Raw genomic sequence first — 23,662 nt, 5'->3', positions numbered from 1 at the left:
CGTGTCGGTCTCCTCGCGCATGATCCTTAAACCGGGGGTGATTTAAGCAATGCATCCTGCGCAAATTCAGAAATTGGCTGCGACCTCTTGCGCGCCCGGACGGGCGCGCACGCAGGTGGCGGGGTGTGGGCGGTTATTCCGTGACCGCGCCGACGGTGTTGGCGCTGTCGTCCTTCGGACGGTCGCCTTCCGGCTGCGCGCCTGTCGTCATGTAATAGATCGTCTCGGCGATGTTGGTGGCGTGGTCGCCGATGCGCTCGATGTTCTTGGCGCAGAAGAGAAGATGTGTGCAGCTGGTGATGTTGCGCGGATCTTCCATCATGTAGGTCAGGAGCTCGCGGAACAGCGAGGTGTACATCGCGTCGATCTCATTGTCCCGTTCGCGGATCGCATTCGCCTTGTCGGCGGAACGATTGGTGTAGACGTCGAGCACTTCCTTGAGCTGAACGAGCGCCAGCTCGGACAGATGCTCGAGGCCGCGAGCGAGCTTGCGGGGAACGCCGGTGCTTTGGACGGCGATGACGCGCTTGGCGGTGTTCTTGCCGAGGTCGCCGACACGTTCGAGATCGGCGGCGATGCGGATCGAACCCATGATTTCGCGCAGGTCCGAAGCCATCGGCTGACGGCGGGCGATGGTGACGATCGCCTTGTCGCCGATTTCGCGTTCGGCGTGATCGAGGATCACGTCGTCGGAGATGACCTTCTGCGCCAGCGCGGTATCGCCGTTGACGAGAGCGCGCACGGCTTCGCTGACCATCTGCTCGGCCAGGCCGCCCATTTCGGAAATCCGCCTGGACAGGAACTTCAAATCATCATCATAGGCAGAAAAAATATGTGTCGATGCCATGGGGCTTTATCCTCGAATAACGGGAAGGCTTGGTGTCGCCAAGATCAGCCGAAGCGACCCATGATGTAGTCCTGGGTGCGCGGATCGTCGGGATTGGTGAACATCTTGTCGGTGTCGTTCTCCTCGACGAGATTGCCGAGGTGGAACATGGCGGTGCGCTGCGAGACGCGCGCGGCCTGCTGCATGGAGTGGGTGACGATGACGATCGTGTAGTTCTCGCGCAGCTCGTGGATCAGCTCCTCGACCTTGGCGGTGGCGATCGGGTCGAGCGCCGAGCAGGGCTCGTCCATCAGGATGACTTCAGGGCTGACGGCGACGGCACGGGCAATGCAGAGGCGCTGCTGCTGACCGCCCGACAGGCCGGTGCCGGATTCGTGCACGCGGTCCTTGACTTCGTTCCAGAGACCGGCGCGCTGCAGGCTGGTCTCGACGATCTGGTCGAGATCGGCCTTCGACATGGCAAGGCCATGGATGCGCGGGCCGTAGGAGACGTTTTCATAGATCGTCTTCGGGAACGGGTTCGGCTTCTGGAAGACCATGCCGACGCGGGCGCGAAGTTCGACGACGTCGATATCGGGATCATAGATATCGTCGGTATCAAGCGTGATCTTGCCGGTGACGCGGCAGCCGTCGATCGTGTCGTTCATGCGGTTGAGGCAGCGCAGGAAGGTCGACTTGCCGCAGCCAGACGGGCCGATCAGGGCGGTTACGGTGTTTTCGCGGATGTTCAGGTTCACATCGAAAAGCGCGCGCTTTTCGCCGTAGTAAACCGAGACATCCTTTCCGATCATCTTATACGGGCCGTTGCTCATCTTGTGATCCAGCGCCTTTTCAACTGCAGCTTCCGTCAACATGTTCATGATGTTTAACTCCGTTTACCAGCGGCGCTCGAAGCGACGACGCAAGAGGATGGCGCCCATGTTCATGACGATCAGGAACAGGAGCAGGACGATGATGGCACCCGAAGTACGCTCAACGAAGGCACGTTCGGCCTCGTTGGCCCACATATAGACCTGCACGGGCAGAGCCGTCGAGGGATCGAGCGGTGTCGTCGGCGCGTTGGCGACGAAGGCGACCATGCCGATCAAGAGCAGCGGCGCGGTTTCGCCGAGCGCATGCGCCAGGCCGATGATCGTGCCGGTGAGGATGCCGGGCATGGCGAGCGGCAGAACATGGTGAAACACCATCTGCATCTTCGACGCCCCGAGGCCGAGCGCTGCGGCACGGATCGACGGCGGCACGGCGCGCAGCGCCGCACGCGTCGCGATGATGATCGTCGGGAGGGTCATCAGCGTCAGCACCAGGCCACCGACCAGCGAAGCCGAGCGCGGCAGGCCGATGAAGTTGATGAAGACGGAAAGACCGAGCAGGCCGTAGACGATTGAAGGGACCGCGGCGAGGTTGTTGATGTTGACCTCGATCAGGTCCGTCAGCTTGTTCTTCGGCGCGAACTCCTCGAGATAGATCGAGGCGGCGACGCCGATCGGCAGAGCGAGCACGAGCACGATCAGCATCAGGTAGAGCGAGCCGATCAGGGCGACGCCAAGGCCTGCGGCCTCCGGACGGCTGGAATTGCCATTGACGAAGAGGCCGGTGTTGAACTGCTTGTGGAGAGCGCCGCTCGCCTTCAGCTCGTTCATCCAGGCAACCTGCTTGTCGTTGACCTTGCGGTTCTTCTCATCGACCGACAGATCGATCTGGCCCTTGTTGGCGCTGTCGACATTGGCGTCGGCGAGCACCGTGACATTGACCGTCTTGCCGATGATCGACGGATCGGCGACGACCATGTCGCGCAGCTGGACCGGCGCACCCTTGGAGAGCATCGCGGATGCATCGCGCACATCGGGACGGCTCGAGGCATTGACGTTCAGCTGCTTGACGATCGCGTCGCGCAGGAGAACCGGGTAGTTGGCGGCGATCAGCACCGAAGGGTCGGTCGCACGCTTATTGTTCGGGTCGATCGTCTTCTCGGAGAATTCGATCGGCAGGGTAATCGCCGTCTGCTGGAAGGCGGTGTAGCCTTTGCCGATCACCGTCCACAGCAGGATGAAGAGGAAGACGAGACCGAAGGTGATGGCGGCGATGCCATAGGCCTGGAACCGGCGCTCGGCGGCGTAGCGGCGCTTGATGCCGATATCGCGGCGCACTGGCGCCTTGGAAACGGTGACGCCTGATGTGGGAGAAACAATATCCGTCATTCGTACTGCTCCCGGTATTTGCGCACGATGTAGAGCGCATAGATATTGAGGCAAAGCGTGATGCAGAACAGCGTGATGCCAAGGGCAAAGGCAACCAGCGTCTGCGGCGAGGTGAACTCAAGGTCACCGGTCAGCTGGTTGACGATCTTGACGGTCACCGTCGTCATTGGCTCGAAGGGGTTGATCTGGATGCGGGCGGCGACACCGGCGGCCAGCACGACGATCATGGTTTCGCCGATGGCGCGCGAAGCCGTCATCAGCAATGCGCCGACGATGCCGGGAAGAGCGGCGGGGAGAACCACTTTCTTGATGGTTTCCGAGCGTGTGGCCCCAAGACCGAGCGAACCGTCACGCAGGGCACGCGGCACGGCGGTGATGATGTCGTCCGACAGCGAGGAGACGTAGGGGATCAGCATGATGCCCATGACGATGCCGGCGGTCAGAACGCTCTGCGCCTGGATGAAGTTGCTATAGTTGCCGCTGAGAAGACCGCTGATTTGGGCGGAGAAATCGCGCAGGAACGGGCCGACGGTGACGAGCGCGAAGAAGCCGTAGACGATCGTCGGAATCCCGGCGAGCACTTCGAGGAGCGGCTTGGCGACGCCGCGCACTTTCGGCGAAGCGTATTCGGCCATGTAGATGGCGGCGAAGAGGCCGACCGGCACGGCGACCAGCATCGCCACCAGGCCGATATAGATCGTGCCGAGCAGCAACGGGATGAGGCCGAACTGGCCGAAGGACGAGCTGCCGGCGCCGGCAAAGCGCGGATCCCAGACGGTGCCGAAGAAGAAGTCCATGGCGGGAACGGCCGCAAAGAAGCGCGCAGCTTCCGACAGCATGGAGAGCACGATGCCGATCGTCGTCAGAATGGCGATCGAGGAGGCGAGCAGCAGGCCCCAGAGCATGACGCGCTCGACCCGGTTGCGGGCGCGGAAGCGCGGAGCGATGGAGCGCAGCGCATAGAAGGCGCCGGCAATGGCGAGAGCGAAGACAACAGCCGTCATGGCGATGCGGCTCGTCATGCTCATGGTGTTGAGCTTTTTGGCGGCGTCGAGCATGTAAGGCAGCGGCTGGCCAGCAAGCGGCACGCCCTTTTCGAGGAGCTTGGCCTGCAGGGCTGCGGGATCGCTGGAGACCGCCGCAGCTTCATCCGCGGTCAGCATCGTCAGGCCGCGGGCGACCGTCGCCACCATCGAATAACCAAGATCCTGCTCGACCGAGGCTTGAGCCTTGATGTCGTCGGGGACAGCGCCGCGAACCGAGGACTGGATGATGCCGGGGCTGATGGAAAGCCAGAGGCAGAGGACGATGAGGGCAGGAAGAACCGCCCAGATCGCGGCATAGGCGCCATAATAGGCCGGCCGTGAATGCAATGCGGAGGATCGGCCTCCGGCAAGCGCCGTGGCCCGGCTGCGCGCGACCAGATAGGCGGCGGCTCCGATCACCACAAGGCACAAAAGTATGATGGATGTGCTCATTCGTTACGTCCCCAGGCCCATAGCCCCCAAAAAGCCCGGCGGCTTCATCAGCCTGCCTTCAGCTTCCAATCATGGAGAAGGAATTCCAACCCTGCAGCTCCAGAACCGCCGGCGCGCAGGGACATAAGGCAATGCCGGCGCGGGCTGAAAGGCGCCGCGCCGGCAAAGTCATTACATGGACTTGCCGGCTTCGACGTCCTTGCGGATCGCGTCGCGTTCGGCATCCGGAGCGGCAACGAGGCCGTATTCGACGAGCGGGCTGTCGGGGCCGATCATCTGGTCGGATACGAAGAAGTTGACGTATTCTTTCAGACCCGGAACGGCGCCGAGATGTGCCTTCTTGACGTAGAAGAACAGCGGGCGGGAAACCGGGTAGGTGCCGTTAGCGATCGTTTCCGTGGACGGAACGATACCGCTCATGCTCGCAACCTTGAGCTTGTCGGCGTTGTTTTCGTAGAAGGAAAGGCCGAATACGCCGACGCCGGTCTTGTTGGCGGCGATGCGTGCGAGGGTTTCCGGATAGTCGCCGTCGATGTCAACGGCAGCGCCGTCCTTGCGGACTGCGACGCAGGCCTTGCCCTGGGCAGCCTTGTCGGCGATTTCCTTGGCGATGACGTCGGTTGCACCAGAGGCCTTGCAGCCGGCGGCGAGAACGTTCTGTTCGAAGACTTCGCGGGTGCCGTGCTTTTCGCCCGGGATGTAGGCAGCGATATCAACAGCCGGAAGCTTCGGGTTGACTTCCGACCACTTCTTGTAAGGGTTGGCGACGAGCTTGCCGTCGACGACGACCTGGGCTGCGAGGGCCTTGTAGATGTCGGCAGGAACGTAGGCGACGTCAGGGTTGGAAGCGTCGGTTGCGAAGACGATGCCGTCGTAGCCGATCTTGACTTCCTGGATGTCGGTTACGCCGGCAGCCTTGCAGGCTTCGGCTTCGTTCTTGTTGATCGGACGCGAAGCGTTCGCAATGTCGATGGTGTCTTCGCCAACGCCCTTGCAGAATTCCTTCAGACCAGCGCCCGTGCCGCCGGATTCAACGACCGGCGTCTTGAAGTTGGTGAAGGTTTCGCCGAAGGACTCGGCAACGATCTTTGCATAAGGCAGGACGGTGGACGAACCAGCAACCTGAATCTGGTCGCGGGCGACGGCAGCGCCAGCGAAAGCGGCGGTTGCAGCGAGCGCGGCAACGGTGAGCTTGAAGGTGTTCATGTAAATCTCCCGGCATTGGGCTTGTGTGAGTGCGGCCTTTAGAGAGGCCCTCGCAGTGCCTTTTTTCATCGGCGAGACTCTCTTAGCGCTTTAAGCACCGTCCTTTTATGTCAAAGGCGTGAAACATTTGTGACAGGTTAAGCTTTTGATTTATAACGAAAAAATTTTTGGCTTAAAAGTTACGCGACATATCTGTCAGAAACGGACGGTAAAATCGGTACCCTTGCCGACTTCCGACTTGACGATCAGCCGCGCCCGGTGGCGGGTGAGGATGTGCTTGACGATGGCAAGGCCGAGGCCGGTGCCCTTCTTCGAGCGGCTGTCCTCGATGCTGACGCGATAGAAGCGCTCGGTCAGGCGCGGCACATGCTCGGCGGGAATGCCGGGGCCCTTGTCGACGATGCTGACCTCGACCGGCTGGCCGGTGCCGTTCTTCAGCCAGACATCGACGACCTCGCCCTCCTGGCCGTATTTGCAGGCATTTTCCATCAGGTTTTCGAACACCTGGACAAGCTCGTCGCGGTCTCCCAGCACCTCGACCTTGCCGTCGGGCAGATGCAGGTTGATGTCGACGCCGACATCCTTTGCAAGCGGCACCAGTGAATCCCTGACATGGCCGAGCAACGGCACCAGGTCGATCTTCTCATCCGGCGCGATGTGCGATTTCAGCTCCAGGCGAGAGAGCGACAAAAGGTCGTCGACCAGCCTGCTCATGCGCGTCGCCTGATCGAGCATGATATTGAGGAAACGCGCCTGCGCCTTCAGATCGTTCTTTGCCGGCCCCTGGATGGTCTCGATGAAGCCGCGCAGCGAGGCAAGCGGCGTGCGCAGCTCGTGGCTGGCATTGGCGACGAAATCCGAGCGCATGCGGTCGATGCGGCGGACCTCTGAAATATCACGGAAGGAGAGGATGAAATAGCGCTCATGCGGGCCGTCATCGGCCGCGAATTCAATGGGCGCGCTGCGCACGATATAGACGCGCTCGGAGGGCAGCCGCTCGGAATGCTCGATCTGGTTCGGCGCGTTGGTGGCGATGGTTTCGCGCACCATGTCGAGCACACCCGGCGAGCGCAGGCGGGCCGATATATGGGCGCCGAGCGCCACCTCGCCGAAGGCCTTTTCGGCAGCGCGGTTCTGGAAGAGCACCGAGGCATCGTCCGACAGCAGCATGACAGGAAAATCGAGGCCGGAGAGCGTGGCGGAAACCTCCGGCAGGCGGCTTGGCGGCGCCTCCGGCTTGATCTCCACCGGCGGGGCGGGTTCGGTCGCGATGACGGGCGCCTCGTTGAAAAGCGCGGCGAGGATCATCACAAGCAGCAGGACAAGCACCACCCACTTGTTCATGCCGGCGGCAAGCGCGGCGAGCGCGCTGAGGATCGCCGCAAGCAGCACCGGCCGCTCGCGCCTTATGCGCGCCAACAGGCTTTTTCTCCATGGAGTGTCGTCTGGCAAGTGCCCTCGCGGCGTCGATTCGTTTTTCTTTATATTGAACTCTGCCTGATAGCGGCAATTCATGACAGAAGTTTTCGGCTGGCCCTCTGAGATGGGAAAGGCCGCAGCCGAAGCTTAAGAAAAATGACCGGCCGGCCGCGAAAGATTTGATTTTCAACGGTAACTATGTTCGCCTGCACGAGAGAAACGATCAGGCCGAGGAGGAGCATATGGACGAGGACGTCGAAAACAGGGCCGTGGAGCTGGAGATCCGCGGAAAGAAACGCACCTTTGATGTCGACGATCCCATTCTGCCGGACTGGGTGGACGAGCACGCGCTGGAATCCGGCGATTTTCCCTACAAGAAGAAGCTCAAGGAAGAGGACTATCTGGAGGAGCTGGAAAAGCTGCAGATCGAACTCGTCAAGGTGCAGTTCTGGCTGCAGGCGACCGGCAAGCGGGTGATGGCGCTGTTTGAGGGACGGGACGCTGCCGGCAAGGGCGGCGCGATCTCCGCCTCCTCTGCGCATATGAACCCTCGCCTTGCGCGCGTCGTGGCGCTGACCAAGCCGACCGAGCGCGAGCAGGGGCAATGGTATTTCCAGCGTTATGTCGCGCAGTTTCCAACGGCTGGCGAATTCGTGCTGTTCGATCGCTCCTGGTACAACCGCGCCGGCGTCGAGCCGGTCATGGGTTTCTGCACGCCGCAGCAATATGAAGACTTCCTCAAGCAGACGCCGCAGCTCGAAAAGATCATCGCCCATGAGGGCATCTTCTTCTTCAAATTCTATCTCGATATCGGCCGCGAGATGCAGCTGAAGCGCTTCCACGACCGCCGGCACGATCCGCTGAAAGTCTGGAAACTGTCGTCGATGGACATCGCGGCGCTGACAAAATGGAGCGATTACAGCGACAAGCGCAACCGGATGCTGAAGGAAACCCATACGGATTTTGCGCCGTGGACGGTGATCCGCGCCAATGACAAGCGGCGGGCGCGCCTCGAACTCATCCGCCACATGCTGAACAAGATGGATTATGACGGCAAGGACAAAAAGGCGCTGGGAACGGTCGATGCGGAGATCATCGGCTCAGGCCCAGGTTTTCTGAAATAGCACTTTCTGAAATAAGGCCACCGATTGCATTGGGACGGGGGTCACCGGCTCCGCCGGGACTGAGCCACCGGCTCCGCCGGGGCTGAGATCATTGCCCCGGCAGAATGCGGATGGCGAAGAGGTTGATGCCGCGCGCCTTGCCGTCGAGATCGCTATTGATCGTCAGCGTGCCCGGCGAATTCGGCGCCAGCGAGCGGTCGAACTTCACCTGCAGCAGCGCATCCGATTTTTCCCGGGTGACGTTGAAGCGATGGCGGGCGCAATTGCCGAGCGTCTGGAAATTGCACTCGACGGTGATCTGGGTCGGCTCGTCGGTGGTGGATTGCAGTGTCAGCGCGATCGTCGAGGATTTGCCGGCAAGCTGCTGCAGCACCGAGGGGGGTACGCTGATCGAGATGTTGCCATCGGCCGTACCGCTCTCGGAAATCAACCGCACGGCAGGGCCGTCATTCTCGGCGATTTTTTCAGTGCGCGCCCGCGGGCCGCTTTGGATCTTGTCGGCGTCTTCAGGCTTGAACAGCGGGATCCAATCGGCCGAGAAGCTGTTCTGCGGATCGATGGTTACCGGCTGATCGGTGTGGGAGGCGGCATTGCCGGCGCCATCGTCATTGCCGGTGAAATCCTCCGGCTGGGTGCTTGCCGGCGGGTTGGCAACACTGGTGTCGCGCTCGGCCGCCGTCATCAGCAGGCCCGACGTATGCGCCCACCAGGCGCCGATGCCGATGAAGGCCAGCAGGACGCACCAGACGAGCAATCTCGAAAAGAATTTTCGCGGCTTGCGGCGGCCTGCCGCCCGCTCCGGGCGGAAATCCATATTGGTGGCGCGCTGACCGCGGGCAAGGCGTTCCTCGCCGACAGGGGCGGCAGCCAGATGATCGGCACTCCCGGCATGCACGTCGTCGAGGCTGGACTCGTCGCCGCGGTTCGGGGCCACGTCGGGCGCACGGGTCTCGCCTGAGACCATGGGACCGTCGAACTGATCGACTTCGGCTTGGTGAGCCGGCGGCGCCGGCATTTCCACCACCGGCGGCACCGGCACCTCAGGCGGCCTCTGGCGGGGGTGAAGACGGTCGCGCTCCTCGCCCTCGATGGCGTGGATGGTGCTTTCCAGGCGGTGGCGGTGATGGGCGACGACCTCGGTGTCGGTGATATCCTGTTTGCGCAGCCCGGCTTCCAGCGCCTGGCGGGCGGACTGATAGATCCTCGCTCGAACCTCCGGATTATCGCGATCGGAATTCTCGAGCGCAGTTCTGATGGCCGTTTCTAATCCGCTCACATTCAGTCCTTCACCTTGAATTCGGCATCGGACTGCAATCCCCGCCGTTCTCCATCAAAATTCGGTAGCGTCAAGTGCGGCAAACCGCAAGCCTTGCGAGGGCGGGCCGCCGTTGATCGGCGGGGATAATCGGCAGGTTTCACCGCTTGCGGGCCTTATTCTATTAGCTTTCTCGGACGTATATATTCGGGCTGAAATCGACGAAGGCATGGCAGCCGCTCTTTTATCGCCTTTTCATCTCTGTTATGAGATTGACGTTTTCGTAAACGTCAATGGAAGTGGTGAACGATGGCCCTGCCCCCGATCCTCAAGGACAGATTGAGACTGCCGGTCATCGGCTCGCCGCTGTTCATCATCTCGCATCCGGCGCTGACACTGGCGCAATGCAAGGCCGGCATCGTCGGGGCGTTTCCGGCGCTGAACGCCCGGCCGGAAAGCCAGCTCGACGAGTGGCTGGCGGAGATTACCGAGGAGCTTGCCCGCCACGACGCCGCCCATCCGGAGCGGCCGGCCGCCCCCTTTGCCGTCAACCAGATCGTGCATATGTCGAACAAGCGGCTGGAGCACGACCTGTCGCTCTGCGTCAAATACAAGGTGCCGATCGTCATCTCCTCGCTCGGCGCCGTGCCCGAGGTCAATGCCGCGGTGCACTCCTATGGCGGCATCGTGCTGCACGACATTATCAACAACCGCCACGCCCATTCGGCCATCCGCAAGGGGGCTGACGGGCTGATTGCGGTCGCGGCCGGCGCCGGCGGCCATGCCGGCACGTTGTCGCCGTTCGCGCTCGTCCAGGAAATCCGCGAATGGTTCGAGGGGCCGCTGCTGCTGGCCGGTGCGATCGCCACCGGCGGCGCCATCCTTGCCGCAGAAGCGATGGGCGCCGACATGGCCTATATCGGCTCGCCCTTCATCGCCACCGAGGAAGCCCGCGCCGCGGACGCCTACAAGCAGGCGATCGTCGAAGGCGCTGCTAGCGATATCGTCTATTCCAACTATTTCACCGGCGTGCACGGCAACTACCTCAAGCCCTCGATCGTCGCTGCCGGCATGGACCCGGACAATCTGCCCTTAGCCGATGTCTCGAAGATGGATTTCGAACAGGCTGTCGGCGGCGCCAAGGCCTGGAAGGACATATGGGGCAGCGGCCAGGGCATCAGCGCGATCAAGGCCGTCGAGCCGGTGGCCAAACTCGTCGACCGGCTGGAGGCCGAATACAGGGCGGCGCGCACCCGGCTGGCACTCTGAGGCGCCCTCCCCTCTTTTTTGCCAAAGCCATGACAGGGCGCTTGAAATCTTCCGACAATGGCTGTATCAGCGCCATGCAAATCGCAGGCCGCATGCTTCGGCCGTGAAACGCCGCTTTAGCTCAGGTGGTAGAGCACATCATTCGTAATGATGGGGTCGCAGGTTCGAGTCCTGCAAGCGGCACCATTTTCTTTCAATCCCCCTTTTAGTTCACCTATTGACACTCGATGGGCGCCTTTTCACGACTTCGCGAGGTTGAGGAAGTTGAGGCGAGATGGCGAAAGATTTTGAGCGACTTCGACTCCTCTCGCATCATAGTCAGCGAGCCCAATCATTCTTGTGCTGGGCGCTCGGGTCAAAAAGGCAAAGGGATGACGCACGACGGGGATATTCGAAGCCTTGGCTTCCGCGCTTAACGCGCCAAAGGTAGTTAAAGGACGGAGAATGGCCACAATCACAAAGCTGGACGCTGCCCGCAGACAGTTACTTGCCGCAATCCACCTTCATTGGTTTTTCATCGAGCCGATCGCTGTCTATCAGCTGGCGACGAATGCCTCGGAAATATGCGACGCGATTCTAAAGAAGAGCGGCTGCACCAGAATAAAGCAGCATGTGGCAGAGCAACAGGGCTGGGAGATTGGCCAATTGAACGCTCTGATCCACGTCGCGAGAAATTTCTCAAAGCACGCTGATCGAGACCCGGAGGCCGAGATGGAAGATTTAGTCTTTGAGGACTGCAATGGGGTCAATCTAACTGCCTGCATCGACTATTCGATGGCCGCACGGCGGGCTCCAGATATCGTAGGCGCTTTCATCATCTGGTTTGCCGCCACGAACCCGGAGAAGACGGGGTCATTCCTTTCCGAAGAGGCCCACTCCTTATTCCCCGGGCTCGGGAATATGAGCCGGTCCGATCAAATTCTTGCGGCGCGTCGATATGTTCTTCATCCCCCACCAAGCGAAGTGCTGAATAATGCCCGCAACGAGCTCTCCGATTTTTGGCGATGGAAGGAGCTACGAAGCCAAGGACAAAATTTCCGAACCGAATAGTTAAGCGATCATCTCAAGTTCCTGACGCCTCGTTGAGACTCGACCAAAACAAGTAGTCGAACTTGCCCGGGGCAATCTCAAGTCCCTTTGCGGCAAGAGTGCTTTCAGAAGACTATGCACTCCCCCGCGACAAGTATGAGTTGATCAGGTCCGCGGCATCGTCCTCTCCCTTCTCGCGTGCAATATCGGCGGCGGCTGCACCAATGCGATCGGTCTTTGTCAGGTCCGCATGGTTCTCCAACAATAGCTTTGCAACTTCGGTGCTTCCCCAGGCGGCCGCGCACATCAGCGGGGTCACGCCATCGGCCGTCTCGGCGTTTACGTCCGCGCCAAGGGATAGTAGGTAGTTTGCAACGGCTGCTTCGCCATTCGCAGATGCCTCGTGCAGTGCCGTCATTTCACCACGACCAATCGCGTGTACTGATGCACCGTTCCGCACTAGCGTCTCAACCGCTGCAAGCAAACCTTCAGCTGCCGAGACCATGAGCGGTGTTCGACTATGTATGCCGACTTTGTTCAAGTCGAGTTCCTTGGACTCGATTTCTAGCTGAGCTTGTGAAGCGCCGGCCACGATTCGCTCAATGAAATGCTCAATCTTTGACTGATCGTTCATGGGAGTACGTTGAGTTCTCTATCATCGCTCTCCTCCAGTCTGGAGGGACATTGTTCGCACACACTACGTTCTCTCGATGCCCTCGCCAATGCTTGGACGGCAGATCAGCTAGTAAGGCATCTACGTTTTCCAGCGGCAAATCGGCATCCTCCAATGCCGCCGAAGGGATGGTGCCAGATCCGCCCCGTTAGAAATGCCGCAAGGAATCCCTCCCTGTCACTCCCAATCCAAACGCAATCCCTACCGTTCATCAGCCTTGGCCAGTGGCAAAGCTCATCCCGCGTCAAATGACAACGGGAACGTTCGCTCCCATGACCGAATAACACGGTCTTCTGTTTCAGGCGCAAATCGGTCCAACGGCGATTGTGATGGACGATCCATGTCTATCTTCGCGTGTGCAGGCTCGCAGAACTGATTGCCTTTCAACGCTTTGTGGCGCACCATCATCGACATAGCCGGGGGGATGGGGAACAATGGGACAACTCACGACCGGCGAACGGGGGTTCGCGGCAGCTATACTTCTCGCTTTGATGGTTGTCGGTGTCGCGATGGCGGCCGCTGGCCGCTTCGATCCCATCGGCATTCACGGCGCTATCGTCCTTGTGTATTGCGGCGCGTTGTTCTGCTACATCCTGACTTCGGCTTTCGACGAAGAACCGGATGCTTCGCGCTTTTCCAGCTACTATGACGATCCGATCAAGGTCGGCGTGGCCTTCACATTGGCGTGGGCGATCTTTGGCATGTTCATCGGCGTCTGGGCAGCTGCACAGCTTGCCTGGCCGAGCCTGAATTTCGATACGGCGTGGTCCAGCTTCGGCCGTATACGGCCCGCCCATACGACAGGGGTGATCTTCGGCTTCGGCGGAAACGCGTTGATCGCGACATCATTCCATGTCGTTCAGCGAACATCGCGCGCAAGGTTGGCCGATCAACTCTCGCCGTGGTTCGTGATCTTCGGCTTCAACCTTTTCTGTCTGATCGCGGTCAGCGGGTATTTCATGGGCGTTACCCAGTCCAAGGAATACGCGGAAGCGGAATGGTATGCCGACCTCTGGCTCGTGATCGTTTGGATCGCCTATTTCGCGCTCTTCGTACGCACCTTGGCGCGGCGCAAGGAACCCCACATCTACGTGGCCAACTGGTATTATCTCGCCTTCATCATCGTGGTGGCGATCCTGCACATCGTCAACAACCTGGCAGTGCCGGTATCGTTCGGACACGCCAAAAGCTACACGGTCTGGTCCGGTGTACAGGATGCGATGGTCCAGTGGTGGTACGGGCACAACGCCGTGGCGTTTTTTCTGACGTCGGGCTTCCTAGGGATGCTCTACTATTATCTGCCGATCCGCGCTGAGCGGCCGATTTTTTCCTATCGATTGTCCATTCTCAGCTTCTGGGGGATCACCTTCTTCTACATGTGGGCGGGGTCCCACCATCTCCATTACACGGCGCTGCCTATCTGGGTGCAAAACCTTGGAATGACGTTCTCGGTCATGCTGCTCGTTCCGTCGTGGGCGTCGGCCGGGAACGCGTTGCTCACGTTGAACGGGGCTTGGCATCGCGTGCGTGACGACGCCACTCTTCGCTTCATCATGATGGCGGCGTTCTTCTATGGGCTGTCGACATTCGAAGGGTCTTTCATGGCAATCAGACCCGTCAACTCACTGTCTCATTATACCGATTGGACGGTCGGACACGTTCATGCCGGTGCGCTGGGCTGGGTTGCCATGATAACGTTCGGCGCGTTCTACACACTCGTTCCATCGATCTGGAAACGCGACAGGATGTATTCTGCAGCCCTGGTCGAAGTCCATTTCTGGTTGGCGCTTGCAGGCACACTCATCTACGTCTTCGCCATGTGGAATTCCGGCATTATCCAAGGCTTGATGTGGCGCACTTATTCCGCCGACAACAGTTTGGTCTATTCATTCGTCGACAGTCTGCTGGCGATGTATCCCTACTACATCGCACGCGCTTTCGGAGGGCTGCTTTTCCTCCTTGGGGCGATCGTGGCGAGCTTCAATATCTGGATGACCGTACGAACAGCTCCCGCCGCGGGAGCAGTTCACGATGCGCCCCTGACTTCGGGCATTCTCGAAAACGCACCGGCGGAGTGAGAGATGAGCGAACGTCTGCACGGAAGACTGGAACGGACGGCCGTCGGGTTTATGCTGGCTATCGTTGTAGCGGGAAGCGTCGGCGGGCTTGTCGAGATCGCCCCGCTGTTCACGATCCACGAGACGGTCGAGGACGCCCCCGACATGAGAGTGTACACACCCCTCGAGGCGGCGGGCCGGAACATCTATGTTCGCGAAGGCTGTTACGCCTGCCACAGCCAGATGATCAGAACGCTGCGGGACGAGGTCGAGCGGTACGGTCCTTATTCTCTTGCGGTCGAATCCAAGTACGACCATCCCATGTTGTGGGGATCAAAGCGCACGGGTCCCGATCTGGCGCGCATCGGCGGGAAGTATTCCGATCTCTGGCACGTGGCCCATTTGATCAACCCTCGCGAGGTCGTGCCGGAATCCAACATGCCGTCCTATCAATGGCTGGCAACAACCCCGCTCGATTTGGGCGATCTGCGTGACCAACTGGCGGCCCTGAGAACCGTGGGAGTGCCCTATACGGATGACATGGTCGCAAACGCGTCTGCCGATGCCTTCGGCCAAGCCAATCCAGACAGCGAACAGTCCTCAGGCGTGACGGAACGCTATGGGCAAGACACGCAGGTCTCTGCGTTTGACGGCGTAAAAACCAGCGTGACGGAAATGGATGCCATGGTCGCCTATCTGCAGGTGCTTGGCCGGCTCACAAAGGCTGCCTACCAGAACACTGCGGCACCGGAGCAGATGCCGAACCCCAACAATTGATTCCTCAGGGGATTTGAAATGGATCTTACCCACGAAACCATGTTGGAACTGTCCAAGGTTTGGGGCCTATTCTATCTCATTTTGTTTTCGATCGGGGTGATCATCTACACCTTCTGGCCTTCCAACAAGGCGCGTTTCGATCGGGCGGAAACGGACATATTCGATAAGGACGACACCCCATGGCGATAGAGGAAGTCGATCCCGTAACAGGCCGGAAGACGACGGGACACATCTGGAACGGCATCAAGGAGCTCGATACTCCTGTACCGCGCGGGGTTCTGCTCTTCCTGATCATCACCCACCTGTTCGCCGCTCTCTGGTGGATCCTGTATCCGACCTGGCCGCTTGGAAGCACATATACGAGGGGCCTGATCGGCACGAGTCAAAAACAGGCGGTAGAGCGAAAGATCATAGAAGCCGATGCTTCGCGCGCGCCCTGGATCGAGAAGATCGAGACCAGTTCCTTTGATGAAATCCGTGCCGACGAAAAGCTGATGGAGAAGGTGACCTCCAGCGGCCACCAGTTGTTCGGAGACAACTGCGCCGCCTGTCATGGAAGGGACGGCAAGGGCGGACGAGACTTCCCCGATCTTACCGATGACGACTGGCTTTGGGGTGGAGGACCAGAAAAAATCGTCCAGACCATGACGGTGGGCGTCAATACGACGCACTCGCAAAGCCGCGTGTCGCAGATGCCTGCGTTCGGAACAGACGAAATGCTCAACCGAAAACAGGTGAGCGACGTCGCCGCCTATGTCTATTCGTTGAGCAATACGTCCACCGAATCCGTAGACGCCAGCCAGATCGCTGCTGGCCGCCAAGTGTTCATGGCTAGCTGTGTGGCATGCCACGGCGAAGATGCCAAAGGCAAACAGGATGTCGGTGCGCCGAACCTGACCGACGGCCGCTGGATTTACGGCGGGGGTATCGAACGGATCGTCCAGTCGATCCATGGCGGACGGCAGGGACATATGCCCACCTGGGACGAACGCCTAAGTCCAGCTGAGATAAAGATACTCGCGCTTTATGTGAACAAGCTGGGTGGGGGTCAGCCGTGACGCCCGAAGCGAAGAGCCCCATACCCCGCGTTTTCAAGTGGCTGCTGATCGGACTGACCGGCGCGATCTTTGTCGGCGCTAACGCCCATTTTGTTTACATGGCGATCACCACTCAGCCCGCCTGCATCGAGCATATCAAGGAAAAAGGCCAGCAACCCAACCAATTCAGGGCCGCCGCTTCAGCTTGCTGAATGCGCGAGGAGGATCAGATGCCGCAGGACGACACTTCCGGCCGATATCGGAGCGAGGTATCAGGGATAGAGGAGACGATGAATCCCAAGTGGCAGCGGCATCTGCCCCTCGGCGCTCCTCTCGGTTGGCTTGGCCAAGGCTGGCAGGACTTGATCCGGCAACCCTGGCCAAGTCTGGCCTACGGGTTCGTGGTGTTCTTACTCGCGTTGGCGGCCACCGTGATGCTATTTCGGCTCGAGCGCGACTATCTTCTCTTTCCTGCGTTGGCGGGCATATTGATCGTCGCCCCGCTCTTTGCCGCAGGGCTCTTTGTCAAGAGCAGGAGTTTGGCGAACGGCGAGCGCATCTCGCTTCGTCAGATGTTGTTCGTCCGGCCGAGAGCTGGAGGGCAGGTGTTTTTCACGGGGATGCTGCTGTGCATGGTGATGCTGCTCTGGATGAGGGCGGCGGTCATTATCTACGCGCTCTTTTTCGGCGTTAATCCGTTCCCCGGCCTTGGTGGCGTAGCAAGGCTATTGGTCACCACCCCCTCGGGCTGGGGCATGCTGATCGTCGGCTTGTGTGTCGGCGCATTGTTCGCTGGATTCGCTTTTGCAATCGGGGTGTTCTCAATTCCGATGCTTCTGGATGAGCGCATAGACGCCTTCACAGCGATGGGCGTCAGCGTTGTCATGGTCTGGAACAACATGGGACCGTCAATGGTCTGGGGTGCGATCGTGCTCGCCCTCTTCCTCGCCAGCCTGCTGACGGGACTTGTCGGACTCATCGTCGTTTTTCCTTTGCTCGGCCACGCCACATGGCATGCCTACAAGGCAATGAGGTAGCGAGGAACGGACAATGACCTGCTGCGCGTCAATTGCGTCGTCGCTCCCCGAGCCCGGACCAAGAAGGCCGAGTGTGGACGAGGTTGCGTTGGCAAGCAAGGATTTGGGCAGTGGTCTCAGGCAGATCACCCTGTCCGTCCCGGACATGCGATGTGGCGCATGCATGGCGCTTTTGGAATCGACGCTTGGCAAGCACCCCGAAGTTCACATGGCGCGCGCCAATCTGACGGCGAAGCGTGTGACCATCCATTGGCACGCGGAAAATGTTTCGCCGCCCGATTTTGCCGCCCTGATCGGAACGATCGGTTACACGGCCGTCTTGCCGATGGAAGGCCGCGATCAACCGGACGGTGAGATATCAGGGCTGTTGCGCGCGCTGGCAGTGGCCGGCTTTTGCTCGATGAACATCATGGTGCTGTCCGTATCGGTCTGGGCGGGCGCAGACCCGGCAACACGTCAGACGCTCCACCTGATGTCGGCCGCGCTCGCACTACCGGCCGTGATCTACTCCGGGGCGACATTCTACCGGTCGGCGTGGCGGGCGCTCGTGCACGGTCGGGCAAACATGGATGTGCCGGTCAGCATCGGCGTCCTGCTCTCGTTCGGTCTCAGCGTATACGACACGTTCGCCGAAGGACGGCAAGCTTACTTCGAGGCCAGTACCTCATTGATCTTCATTTTGCTCGTCGGACGCACGCTGGACCATCTGATGCGACGGCGGGCGCGATCGGCGGCGGCGTCTCTGGCCGACATGATGCCGAAAGGCGCCAATGTGATCCGCGCGGATGGACGAATCGAATATGTTCCACTGAGCGACATCGTTTCCGGCACCCGCACTCTGATTGCAGCCGGCGATAGAATTCCAGCTGACGGGACGATTCTCTCCGGCCAGTCGGAACTTGACCGTTCATTGCTGACGGGAGAGAGCCGTTGGGAGGCGGTTGGACCAGGCGGACAGGTTCGCGCGGGAGATTTGAACGTCGGCCATCCCCTGACTGTCGAAGCCACCGCCGCACCTGGAGATTCGACACTCGCCGAGCTGCATAGGATGCTGGAAGCCGTGGAGGACGGCCGGTCTCAATACCAGATACTCGCCGACAGGGCCGCGCGTCTCTACGCTCCGGTTATCCACGGACTGTCGGTGCTGACATTCCTTTCGTGGTTTGCGGTGACACAGGACATCCACCTCTCCCTGACGATTTCGATCTCGGTCTTGATCATTGCCTGCCCTTGTGCGCTGGGACTGGCGGTTCCGATGGTTCAGGTCGTTGCAGCACGCAGATTGTTCACCCAGGGCATCGTGGCACGGGACGGATCGGCATTGGAACGTTTGGCGGAAATCGACACCGTCGTTTTCGACAAGACCGGTACGCTGACGCAATACGAGCCGACGTTGTTGACCGGGAACTGGACCGGACCACTGGAATTTTCACTGGCTGTGTCACTGTCGCGGTTTTCGAGCCATCCGATGTCGAGAGCGATCGCGGATTACGCCTCACGGCGCGAGTGGGAGGCTCTCGCGCTCGATGACGTCAGGGAGATACAAGGCAACGGTCTCGAGGCGTCTTTCCGAGGGGAAGTTTATCGACTTGGGCGAGCGGCATGGGCGGCGAGCGGCGATACAGACGACCGGACTGCCGCAGCTTCTACTATCGTCCTGACGCGACAGGGAGAAATCCTCGCCTCTTTCGTTTTTGGAGAGAAGGTTCGAGCCGGGTCGGCGATGGCGGTGCAGTTCTTGAAGAGCCGCGGCATCGCTGTCGAAATGCTGACGGGCGATGTCCCCGAAGCGGCTCTTGCAGTGGCACGGGAAGTCGGAATCGACTCCGTAAAAGCAGCCGCCCTCCCCAAGGACAAGGCCGAGGCGATCGATGCGTTGCGTGGTCTCGGACGCAAGGTGATGATGATTGGTGACGGAATAAACGACGCGGTCGCGCTGAAGACCGCGCATGTTTCCATGGTTCCGGCGTCAGGAAGCGACATCGGTCGCAGCGCCGCCGATTTCATCCTGCTCAATGGAGACATGGACGGGATAAAGGTCGCGCTGACGACGGCGGGTCGTGCGGCCGTGCTGATCCGCCAAAATTTCGCATTGGCTATCGTCTACAATGCGTGCAGCATTCCTCTCGCGCTGTTGGGTTATGCCAACCCGCTCATGGCCGCGATAGCGATGTCGACGTCGTCGATATTGGTCGTCGCGAATGCGATGAGGCTTGAGATTGACGGAACGCCGCCAGAGCGGGAAATGCGGCGGATAAAAAAGTTGGCGGGAGTGGGATAAATGAGCGCATTGTCGTTTCTGATACCCATAGCTCTGTTCATGGGCATCGCCGGGCTTGGCGCCTTCCTTTGGTCCCTGCGCACCGGTCAGTACGAAGATCTGGATGGCGCAGCAGAAAGGATATTGTCCGAAAAGGACGACAAGCCTCTCAGCGGCTGAAGGATCGATTGTAAATGCTTTGAAGGAGGGTCGAATGGAAGACACGGATAGCCAGTCTCCGCCGGTTGAACATGATACGGTCCAAGCGTCACGCATCCCTACCATTGATCCATCGGAGGCTGTGACGGGGGTTGCCATTGTCTTGGGCATCCTTGGCGGAGCAATCGGCGTCGTTTCCACCTTGTTCCAGGCCGATGCATCCGGTGTTGGCTCCTGGATCGTCTACTGCTTCATTGCAGCGTTGGCGGGCGGCTCTGCAGGGATCGTCGTTGGCGGAATGTTTGGAGCGATTTTCGCGGTAACCAGGGGAATAACGGTACCCGCCCGCAGTGATCGTCAGGGCTGAAGAGGCCAGGCCGAGGTCACCGCCTCCGGCGCGATAGTGCCAACCAGCCCAATCCATCCCGGAACAATGCCGCCGACCAGCTGGTTTTCTCCGTGAGACAACAAGCATGGAGAAAATCATGTCCTGCAAATTCATCGCGATATCGCTGCTTTCGGTCGGTCTCGCCGGCTCGGCGCTGGCCCAGACGGCCGGTGGCGCGGATGCCAATGGGCGGCTATCGGTGGCGCCGATCATCGGCGGATCAGGGAGTTCGGGCGCTGGTTCCGCCGGGGCCGGGTCGGCTGGCACTGGGTCCGTCGGCGGCGGTGCAGCGGGCACCGGGTCTGTCGGCACAGGCTCGGCGGGAACCGGTTCTGTCGGAACCGACCCCGGCACCACCGGCAGCACGACCGGGAATGGCGGCGTCGATCTCAACAGCGGCCGCAGCACGATCAATCCCGGTGGTGTCAACCCTGATCTCCAACCAACGCCGGGCTGCACCGGCGGAAGCGCGGACACAGGCTCGCTCAGTGAGGCATGCCCGCAATAAGGATAAGGTGATTAGTTGCCTTCCCCCCTGATGGAACGGAGGCCCGGGCGGAATGGCGCGGGGCCTTCGTTTTCGACCGGCCTTCCCTCACATGACGCGAAAACAAATGCCCTCATGAGAAACCGGTCGCGGCCTGCTTTACCGGCCGGCCTCGAGGACGTAAAAGATCGTATCACTCCGCAAGCGGCGCATCGCCCCACACCAAAGCCAGCCTGCCGATATTCCCGGCATCTGCGGAGCACCCGAAGAGGATTGTCATGTCGAATGCAGCGCAACGCTCGAACCGCGTGCTTATCGTCGCCACCATCATGCTCGCGACCTTCATGGTGGCGATCGAGGCGACGATCGTGGCGACCGCGATGCCGCGCATCGTCGGGCAGCTCGGCGGCTTTTCCTATTACAGCTGGGTGTTTTCGGCCTTCCTGCTGGCGCAGTCGACGACCACTGTTATCTACGGCAAGCTTTCCGACATTTTTGGGCGCAAGCCGGTGCTGATCGGCGGCATCCTGATCTTCCTCGTCGGCTCTTTGCTCTGCGGGCTTGCCTGGTCGATGATGTCGCTGGTGCTGTTCCGGCTGCTGCAGGGGCTGGGCGCCGGCGCCATCCAGCCGGTGACGATGACTGTTATCGGCGATCTCTTCAAGCTCGAGGAACGCGGCCGCGTGCAGGGTGCGATGGCGACCGTCTGGGCGACCTCGGCCGTGGTCGGGCCACTTGCCGGCGGCATCATCGTCGACAACATCTCCTGGGCCTGGATCTTCTGGATCAACCTGCCGATCGGCATCATCTCGATCATCGCCTTCATGATCTTCCTGAAGGAGGATGTGGCGCACAAGCAGGCAAAGATTGATTACCTCGGATCGGTGCTGTTTTCGATCTCGATCGTGGCACTTCTCGTCATGTTGACGGAAACCGATGCCAGTGCCTGGATCCTGCTTTCGCTTTTTGCCGTCTTCGTGGTCGCAGGCCTTCTCTTTCTTGCCCAGGAGAAGCGGGCGCCGGAGCCGATCATTTCGATTCCGCTCTGGAGCCGCCGGCTGATTGCGACCAGCAATGCGGCGACGCTGCTGGCCGGCATGGCGCTGATCGGGCTTTCGACAATCCTGCCGATCTATGTGCAGGGCGTTCTCGGCCGTTCGCCTGTTGTTGCCGGCTTCACGCTCACCATGCTCGTCGTCGGCTGGCCCTTGGCGGTGATGCTCTCCAGCCGCTTCTACAAGGCCTTCGGCATCCGCCGCACGCTGCGCGTCGGCAGCCTGCTGTTTCCCTTCGGCGCCTGTTTTCTTCTGTTCCTGACGCCTGAGAGTTCGCCGGTCGTTGCCGGCGCCGGCTCCTTCTTCATGGGCTTCGGCATGGGTCTCATCAGCCTCACCAGCATCGTGCTGGTGCAGGACAGCGTCGAATGGTCGATGCGCGGCAGTGCCACCGCCTCGATCATCTTTGCCCGCAGCCTCGGCAATACGCTCGGCGCCACCGTGCTCGGCGCCATCCTCAATGCCGGCATCAATCACTATGCGAGCGGCGAAGCGGCGGCAGGACTGCATGACGCACTGAACCAGCCGACCGGGCTCTCGGCGCTCGCCGCCGATCCGGCGATCCGCGCCGTCTTCAATGCGGCGCTGCACTGGAGCTTCTGGGGCGTGGTCGTCGTTGCGGTGCTGACCTTCTTCACCACCTGGCTGATCCCGGTCGGGCATAGTCAGAAGCGTGAGGGGGCGGCCGTCGCAAGCGAGGCGGCTTCGCATTAGGCGGCTCAGCCGTTCGGCGCGACTTAGGTAATAGGCTCTGATGGGTTACGATCTTCACATTACCCGTAAGGCAAATTGGTTCGATGCCTCTCCATCGATCGCTCTCGACGAATGGCTCGAGTACGTTGCCAGTGATCCCGAAATTCAGCATGACGGTTTTGCCGAAACTCCCGCCGCCGACGGGGGTGTTTTACGGGTGGAACAGGCGGGCATATGCGTGTGGAAAGGATACTCCCGCGGCGAAAATCGAAAAAACGCCGCATGGCTTTGGTGGAGCGGAGACAACATCGTTGTCAAAAATCCTGATCAAGAAATCCGTCGGAAAATGTGGCTTATCGCCCAATCTCTCGAAGCCAAAGTCCAGGGGGAAGAGGGAGAATATTATGACCATGATGGCGAGATGATCGTGATGAAAGCCATGCTCGCGCCCGAGCCTTCGATGCCTCCCGATCCAAAGCGTCCATGGTGGAAATTCTGGTAGATTCCAGACAATGTTCTGCACTGCGTTGTTGCCGGTGGATTGTATTGGGAGAGTTGTCGGACGATGGGTGTTTTCGTTTTGCTCTTGGGGTTTCCGGGCGTCGGGAAGCTGACAATCGCCAAAGAACTCGGCTCGCTTCTATCAGCAAAGATCATTGACAATCACTGGTTCAACAACCCGATCTTGCGCCTCCTCGACGAGGATCAGACCGCTCCGCTGCCTAAGGGTGTCTGGGAGTACACCGGCAGGGTCCGGCAGGCCGTCCTGGATGCAATCGCCACCTATAGCGGCCCGTCGGCGAATTTCATCTTCACCCATGCCGGCGTCGAAGGCGATGAGCGGAGCACGCGGACGTACCAAGAGTTTGTTGACGCCGCCAGACAGCGCGCCGCGGTCTTCGTTCCGGTGAGATTGCTTTGTGCCGAAGAAGAATTGGCGCGTCGCGTTTCCTCCCCCGCAAGGCGCGACTATTTGAAAACGACCGACGTCGAGACTTCAAGAAACCGAAGCCAACAGGCCGTGGTTCTTGATATCCCGCACCAGCACGCGCTAACCCTAGATGTGACGTTCACGTCGCCTTTGGAAAGTGCTGCGGCAATACGGGATCATGTTGTGACCTGCCTGCCGAACGGGAGCTAATTGTGCGATTGCATGCAACGAAAGAGGATATTCCGAAGTGTGGTGTCGTCATCGACGCCACGCTCCCGCTCGC

At 60.2% G+C, this 23,662-nt stretch carries 24 protein-coding genes and 1 tRNA gene; 17 read left to right on the top strand and 8 right to left on the bottom strand.

The genetic code is table 11. The annotated features are described in order from the left end of the window. Positions 1 to 133: 133 nt before the first annotated feature. From phoU to phoR, 6 genes are all read right to left on the bottom strand, one after another. Positions 134 to 847: a phosphate signaling complex protein PhoU gene (gene phoU / locus AC1D2N_RS07300; RefSeq protein WP_018244645.1), complete on the bottom strand. Its 714-nt coding sequence runs from the start codon at positions 845 to 847 to the stop codon at positions 134 to 136. A 44-nt stretch (positions 848 to 891) separates the two neighbouring features. Beyond that, a complete protein-coding gene (gene pstB / locus AC1D2N_RS07295) occupies positions 892 to 1,707 on the bottom strand; it encodes a phosphate ABC transporter ATP-binding protein PstB (protein WP_130651671.1) in 816 nt (271 codons plus the stop codon). Between the two features lie 15 nt (positions 1,708 to 1,722). Further along, entirely contained in the window at positions 1,723 to 3,045 is a 1,323-nt protein-coding gene (pstA, locus tag AC1D2N_RS07290; protein ID WP_028731567.1) for a phosphate ABC transporter permease PstA, read from the bottom strand. Next, positions 3,042 to 4,523 carry a phosphate ABC transporter permease subunit PstC gene (gene pstC, locus AC1D2N_RS07285; RefSeq protein WP_026188607.1) on the bottom strand — a complete coding sequence of 494 codons (1,482 nt, stop codon included), beginning with the start codon at positions 4,521 to 4,523 and terminating at the stop codon, positions 3,042 to 3,044. The genes pstA and pstC overlap by 4 nt, the downstream gene beginning before the upstream one ends. A 171-nt stretch (positions 4,524 to 4,694) precedes the next feature. Then, entirely contained in the window at positions 4,695 to 5,729 is a 1,035-nt protein-coding gene (locus tag AC1D2N_RS07280) for a substrate-binding domain-containing protein (protein ID WP_018244642.1), read from the bottom strand. A gap of 195 nt (positions 5,730 to 5,924) precedes the next feature. Beyond that, complete coding sequence (gene phoR / locus AC1D2N_RS07275) at positions 5,925 to 7,148, bottom strand: phosphate regulon sensor histidine kinase PhoR (RefSeq protein WP_130651670.1); 1,224 nt, start codon at positions 7,146 to 7,148, stop codon at positions 5,925 to 5,927. A gap of 242 nt (positions 7,149 to 7,390) precedes the next feature. Between phoR and ppk2 the strand changes: the two genes are divergently transcribed. Next, complete coding sequence (gene ppk2, locus AC1D2N_RS07270) at positions 7,391 to 8,272, top strand: polyphosphate kinase 2 (protein WP_026188606.1); 882 nt, start codon at positions 7,391 to 7,393, stop codon at positions 8,270 to 8,272. Positions 8,273 to 8,360: 88 nt separating this feature from the next. Here ppk2 and AC1D2N_RS07265 read toward each other — a convergent pair whose 3' ends face one another. Continuing rightward, positions 8,361 to 9,548, bottom strand: coding sequence for a regulator (locus AC1D2N_RS07265; RefSeq protein ID WP_130651669.1), 1,188 nt, complete (start codon positions 9,546 to 9,548; stop codon positions 8,361 to 8,363). A 288-nt stretch (positions 9,549 to 9,836) separates the two neighbouring features. Here AC1D2N_RS07265 and AC1D2N_RS07260 point away from each other — a divergent pair, with 288 nt between their 5' ends. From AC1D2N_RS07260 to AC1D2N_RS07250, 3 genes are all read left to right on the top strand, one after another. After that, complete coding sequence (locus tag AC1D2N_RS07260) at positions 9,837 to 10,796, top strand: NAD(P)H-dependent flavin oxidoreductase (protein WP_130651668.1); 960 nt, start codon at positions 9,837 to 9,839, stop codon at positions 10,794 to 10,796. A 110-nt stretch (positions 10,797 to 10,906) separates the two neighbouring features. Beyond that, positions 10,907 to 10,982 (top strand) — tRNA-Thr (locus AC1D2N_RS07255). A gap of 258 nt (positions 10,983 to 11,240) precedes the next feature. After that, positions 11,241 to 11,846 carry a hypothetical protein gene (locus AC1D2N_RS07250; protein WP_130651667.1) on the top strand — a complete coding sequence of 202 codons (606 nt, stop codon included), beginning with the start codon at positions 11,241 to 11,243 and terminating at the stop codon, positions 11,844 to 11,846. 112 nt (positions 11,847 to 11,958) lie between these two features. Here the strand turns inward: AC1D2N_RS07250 and AC1D2N_RS07245 are convergent, their stop codons facing one another. Then, positions 11,959 to 12,459, bottom strand: a complete 501-nt coding sequence (locus tag AC1D2N_RS07245; RefSeq protein ID WP_130651666.1) for an ankyrin repeat domain-containing protein — start codon at positions 12,457 to 12,459, stop codon at positions 11,959 to 11,961. A 473-nt stretch (positions 12,460 to 12,932) separates the two neighbouring features. Here AC1D2N_RS07245 and ccoN point away from each other — a divergent pair, with 473 nt between their 5' ends. The 13 genes from ccoN to AC1D2N_RS07180 all read left to right on the top strand — a co-directional run bounded on the left by ccoN (position 12,933) and on the right by AC1D2N_RS07180 (position 23,589). Then, positions 12,933 to 14,576, top strand: a complete 1,644-nt coding sequence (gene ccoN, locus AC1D2N_RS07240) for a cytochrome-c oxidase, cbb3-type subunit I (protein ID WP_130651665.1) — start codon at positions 12,933 to 12,935, stop codon at positions 14,574 to 14,576. A 3-nt stretch (positions 14,577 to 14,579) separates the two neighbouring features. Beyond that, entirely contained in the window at positions 14,580 to 15,332 is a 753-nt protein-coding gene (gene ccoO, locus AC1D2N_RS07235; RefSeq protein WP_011650325.1) for a cytochrome-c oxidase, cbb3-type subunit II, read from the top strand. Between the two features lie 18 nt (positions 15,333 to 15,350). Further along, positions 15,351 to 15,521, top strand: coding sequence for a CcoQ/FixQ family Cbb3-type cytochrome c oxidase assembly chaperone (locus AC1D2N_RS07230; RefSeq protein ID WP_003546168.1), 171 nt, complete (start codon positions 15,351 to 15,353; stop codon positions 15,519 to 15,521). After that, the gene (gene ccoP / locus AC1D2N_RS07225) at positions 15,512 to 16,390 is read left to right on the top strand and encodes a cytochrome-c oxidase, cbb3-type subunit III (protein WP_130651664.1); all 879 of its coding nucleotides are present in this window, start codon (positions 15,512 to 15,514) and stop codon (positions 16,388 to 16,390) included. The genes AC1D2N_RS07230 and ccoP overlap by 10 nt, the downstream gene beginning before the upstream one ends. Next, positions 16,387 to 16,581: a hypothetical protein gene (locus tag AC1D2N_RS07220; RefSeq protein ID WP_018244634.1), complete on the top strand. Its 195-nt coding sequence runs from the start codon at positions 16,387 to 16,389 to the stop codon at positions 16,579 to 16,581. Before ccoP ends, AC1D2N_RS07220 begins: the two co-directional genes overlap by 4 nt. Next, positions 16,582 to 17,406, top strand: coding sequence for a DUF2189 domain-containing protein (locus tag AC1D2N_RS07215; RefSeq protein ID WP_130651663.1), 825 nt, complete (start codon positions 16,582 to 16,584; stop codon positions 17,404 to 17,406). 13 nt (positions 17,407 to 17,419) lie between these two features. Continuing rightward, positions 17,420 to 19,687, top strand: a complete 2,268-nt coding sequence (locus tag AC1D2N_RS07210; protein WP_130651662.1) for a heavy metal translocating P-type ATPase — start codon at positions 17,420 to 17,422, stop codon at positions 19,685 to 19,687. Then, the gene (gene ccoS, locus AC1D2N_RS07205; protein ID WP_018447663.1) at positions 19,688 to 19,846 is read left to right on the top strand and encodes a cbb3-type cytochrome oxidase assembly protein CcoS; all 159 of its coding nucleotides are present in this window, start codon (positions 19,688 to 19,690) and stop codon (positions 19,844 to 19,846) included. It begins immediately after the preceding gene. A 34-nt stretch (positions 19,847 to 19,880) separates the two neighbouring features. Continuing rightward, complete coding sequence (locus tag AC1D2N_RS07200) at positions 19,881 to 20,192, top strand: hypothetical protein (protein ID WP_130651661.1); 312 nt, start codon at positions 19,881 to 19,883, stop codon at positions 20,190 to 20,192. 106 nt (positions 20,193 to 20,298) lie between these two features. Next, the gene (locus AC1D2N_RS07195; RefSeq protein WP_130651660.1) at positions 20,299 to 20,721 is read left to right on the top strand and encodes a hypothetical protein; all 423 of its coding nucleotides are present in this window, start codon (positions 20,299 to 20,301) and stop codon (positions 20,719 to 20,721) included. Positions 20,722 to 20,978: 257 nt separating this feature from the next. After that, positions 20,979 to 22,469, top strand: a complete 1,491-nt coding sequence (locus AC1D2N_RS07190) for an MDR family MFS transporter (protein WP_130651659.1) — start codon at positions 20,979 to 20,981, stop codon at positions 22,467 to 22,469. 40 nt (positions 22,470 to 22,509) lie between these two features. After that, positions 22,510 to 22,950: a hypothetical protein gene (locus AC1D2N_RS07185; protein WP_130651658.1), complete on the top strand. Its 441-nt coding sequence runs from the start codon at positions 22,510 to 22,512 to the stop codon at positions 22,948 to 22,950. Between the two features lie 63 nt (positions 22,951 to 23,013). Beyond that, positions 23,014 to 23,589, top strand: coding sequence for an AAA family ATPase (locus AC1D2N_RS07180; protein WP_130651657.1), 576 nt, complete (start codon positions 23,014 to 23,016; stop codon positions 23,587 to 23,589). Positions 23,590 to 23,662: the final 73 nt, after the last annotated feature.

It is taken from the genome of Rhizobium sp. P1_B8 (genome assembly GCF_056406515.1).
This window is presented reverse-complemented; position numbering and strand designations above follow the sequence as displayed.